Below are 4186 nucleotides of genomic sequence, written 5' to 3'. Positions count from 1 at the left end.
CACCTAGCCAACCTAATAAAATTGGTACACGGCGAACACTTATGCAAGTTATGTCATTAATATTTATTATTGAGTGCGCAAAGTGAATTTTACATTAGAAGACAAGATGATGATTTTTAATGGAAATACGTTGAGATGATGGTTAAGAAAAACGCGCAGTGGTGATGCTGCGCGCTGACTTATTTTTTATGACGCCACATTTGGCTTAGAAGCCCAAACGTAAAGCAGCTCTAGAGCAATTGTCGCACCAGCCAAAGCCGTTAGCTCACTTTGATCGTACGGAGGAGAAACTTCAACAACATCCATTCCCACCAAATTAATACCGGCCAATGCACGAATGATTTTCAGCGCTTTATCGGAATTCAATCCACCACATACTGGCGTACCCGTTCCAGGAGCAAAAGCGGGATCTAAACAATCAATATCAAACGTTAGGTATACGGGTTTATCACCAATAGTTTGACGAATATTAGCGACGATCTCTTCCACTGACATATCATTCGCTTGCATCGCATTGATGACATTAAAGCCGTGGCCTTCCTGTTTGTATTCGGTACGAATACCCACTTGCACAGAATGCTTGGCTGAGATTAACCCTTCCTTCGGCGCATGATAGAACATAGTGCCGTGATCATAAGCGCTGCCATTGGCATAAGTGTCTGTATGAGCATCAAAGTGAATCAATGCCATTTCGCCATAATATTTGGCATAAGCGCGCAATATAGGCAGCGTGATAAAGTGGTCACCACCTAAAGCAAGCATGGTTTTGCCACTTTTTAGAATTTCGCTAGTCGCTGCTTCTAAGCGATAAGTGAAATCTTCAGCGTCACCACAATCAAACACCAAATCACCCGCGTCGATCACTTTGGTATCTTGGAACAAGTTAAAGTTCCAAGGAAACTTTTTACCTTCCCATGCAAGGTTCACTGAAGCGCGACGAATCGCATCTGGACCCATTCTCGCCCCCGGGCGACCTGATGTAGCCATATCCAAAGGTACGCCCAGTACCACGACATCGGCATCTGCACTTACTGGGTCTTTAACATAAGGACGACGTACAAACGTCATCGCATTGGAATACAGGGAATAATCAGTTTTAGTAAACAAATCATTCATTTAGAAATCCTCTAGATAGGTATAACCGCTCAAGCCTTGCTCAAGCTCTTGCAATACATTTTCTTGTTCTTCAATCGCCACACGCTGGCTAACTAATTCGCGGTAGTTTTTACGGATGGCATCCACATCAATATGAACATAGCGCATCATATCTTCAACCGTGTCTCCTTCGTTGATCGATACGATTTCAGTTTCGCCATTCTCAGCCATGTTCACCACCACGCTGTGTGTGTCGCCAAATAGGTTATGCATATCACCTAAGATCTCTTGATAGGCCCCTACAAGGAAGAATCCCATCAAATACGGTTCATCGGCATTCCATGCTGGCACTGGCAGCGTCGTTTCAATACCTTGCCCCTCGACGTACTGCTCGATTGCACCATCAGAATCACAGGTGATATCCAGCATCACGGCGCGGCGATCTTCCACTTTTTCAAGGCCAGACAATGGCAACACAGGGAAAACTTGGTCGATTCCCCACGCATCTGGCAATGATTGAAACAGTGAAAAGTTAACAAAAAACTTATCCGCCAAACGCTCATTCAGTTCATCCAAAATAGGACGATGGAAGCGGTTTTTGGTACTCATTTGCAGTGTCAGTTCGTGATAAATGCGCAGCGATAGCTGTTCAGCCCAAGCACGATGCTGGAGGTTAATAACGCCAGTCGAAAACTGGTTGTGCGCTTCCGACAGATCGCTTTGCGTATCGTTGTAAATTTCAATCAGTGCACGCGCATCAGAGCCTTCACTTAAGCTTTGCCAGTTACGCCACATGTTTTGTAGCAATACCGGAGCTTCTTCACCGACTTCTGGAATCTCTTCTGGGTAATACGCTTCTGTACCAATAACATTAGTGATAAGTACGGCGTGGTGCGCGGTAATCGAGCGGCCTGATTCAGAAATAATGACTGGCCTTGGCTGACTATATAACTGGCACACATCGCTTACCGTGCTTACGATATTGCGTGCATATTCAGCTAAACCATAGTTCATCGAGTTGGATGATTGACTGCGTGTACCGTCGTAGTCCACCGCCAAACCGCCACCCACATCGAAGAAGTCAATCTCCGCACCAATATCACGCAGCTCGCAGTAAAAACGCGCCGCTTCGTTCACGCCATTACGCACATCACGAATATTCGCCATTTGCGAACCTAAGTGGAAATGCACCAGTTGCAACGCTTCTAATTGCTGCTCTTTTTTAAGGCGTTCGATAACGGTCAACACTTGAGATGCAGAGAGCCCAAACTTCGATTTTTCACCACCACTCGCCTGCCATTTCCCCGCGCCTTGAGAAGCTAAACGAATACGGAGCCCTAAACGTGGTTTCACGCCTAGGCTTTTCGCTTCTTTCAGCACGAGATCCAGCTCAGACAATTTTTCCAAAACGATGAATACTTTATGGCCAAGCTTTTCACCAATCAGGGCCAGACGAATGTACTCTCTGTCTTTGTAGCCGTTACATACAATCACTGAACTTGCTTGTTGGGCTAAAGCCAATACCGCCAATAATTCTGGCTTACTGCCCGCTTCCAATCCAAGCTGTTTAGTCTCTAGCTGCGCTTGGCTGGCTAAAATCTCATCCACCACTTCTTTTTGTTGGTTCACTTTGATTGGGTAGACCAACAGGTAGTTGTTTGGATATTGGTATTCTTCAATCGCCTGATTAAAGGCGTCACAAATGTTATGTACGCGTTGATGCAGGATCTGCGGAAAACGTACAAGCACAGGCAAATTTAAATCACGCGCTTCAAGCTGCTTTACGATCGAACTCAAGGGGGTTTGGTGCGCCTTATCATGGCGCGGCGAAACATAAACTTCGCCTTGATTGTCAATACCGAAGAAGCCTTGGCTCCAATAATGAACATTGTAGTCAGCGCGAACGCGATCTAATTTGGATGGTTGTTCCACATCTAATCTCACAAAAACAGAGAGTAAAAAGTGAATCAGAAAGTCTGATATCACGACTTGACGCCTGTAACGTCAGGCGCATTAACGGTTAAAAGCGTATGTGTGTCTAATGATAATAATTTGTCGTTAAGATTACGTTTGATTATCACCAGTTCGCTATAAAAAGTGGATGAAATTTAATACAAAATCAAACGTTGCCACTGATCAGCTCGTCAAACTTCTTATTGCCGTGTAGCCCTTCTAAATCAGCTTCTTCTGCAATTAAATCTCGCAATGAAGCGCTAATTTCCGTGGCTCTTTGTAAATCCTCAATCGCTTGTTCTTCGGCTCCGATACGCGCATACGCACATGCTCGTTGGTACAAGGCTGGCGCATTAGCATCATCTAACTCTAGCACGCGATTACATAGACTCAGTGCCCAGTAGTATTCTCGAATTTCCATCGCAGCATCTGCTTTGTATGTCAACGCTTCCAAATCTCCGGGACGGATTTTTAAAATTTCGTCATACACTTCAATACGCTGCTCTGGTGTTTGGACACTTTGTGCTCTCAACCATAAGTTATGGATTTCATTAATAATTTCAATTTCACGGTTGTTTTCGGTAATGATGCGTGTTTTGCGCTTAAGATCTCGCTCCAAGGCGAGGAATTTTTTCTCATATTCCTGCGCAATTTGATTTAGCCGTTTATCGGCCAGCTCACGCGTGTTGTGCTTCACTTCTTTAAGTGACTGCCAACCAATTAATGCAACTAATGAGGCAACACCAGCGATGACATAGAAAAAATAGGTCACCGTCACATTCGAGTAATTCAGTGACTTGTCTGCAACGGACAGTTCTCTGTCGGTAATTTGAATCGTGAGTCGCCGTTCAAGATCTTGTTGATCTTGTCTTAACGCTTTCAACTCATCCAATATGTAGCGCTCAACCAAAGGACGATCCAGTATTGGTGATTCAGAATAGGGCTCTTCCTGTGCCAGCGTTGGGAAAGACGTTAGCACTATCAGGAACAAGAATAGCGGCAATAATTGCCGCACAATCGGTTGCTCATTTATTTTTCTCACTCTCTACCTCTTTCATCAGACACGCTGTCGATTTATTGGTCGCCATTTTCAAATCTGCACACCAATGGACCCAAATTTCTCTGGCCTGTTATAATC

At 44.6% G+C, this 4186-nt stretch carries 3 protein-coding genes; all 3 read right to left on the bottom strand.

Annotated elements, in window-relative coordinates; translation table 11 throughout:
• Positions 1–186: 186 nt before the first annotated feature.
• A complete protein-coding gene (gene speB / locus B9J84_RS08565; RefSeq protein ID WP_094123951.1) occupies positions 187–1116 on the bottom strand; it encodes an agmatinase in 930 nt (309 codons plus the stop codon).
• Positions 1117–3027, bottom strand: coding sequence for an arginine decarboxylase (gene speA, locus B9J84_RS08560; protein ID WP_026028213.1), 1911 nt, complete (start codon positions 3025–3027; stop codon positions 1117–1119). It abuts the gene before it with no gap.
• A gap of 187 nt (positions 3028–3214) precedes the next feature.
• Positions 3215–4039 carry a tetratricopeptide repeat protein gene (locus B9J84_RS08555; protein ID WP_228209362.1) on the bottom strand — a complete coding sequence of 275 codons (825 nt, stop codon included), beginning with the start codon at positions 4037–4039 and terminating at the stop codon, positions 3215–3217.
• Positions 4040–4186: the final 147 nt, after the last annotated feature.

The sequence above is a fragment of the Vibrio sp. V03_P4A6T147 genome, assembly GCF_002241085.1.
Lineage (GTDB): Bacteria > Pseudomonadota > Gammaproteobacteria > Enterobacterales > Vibrionaceae > Vibrio > Vibrio anguillarum.
The sequence above is the reverse complement of the archived record's forward strand: the minus strand, read 5'-3'. Positions and strand labels throughout refer to the sequence as shown.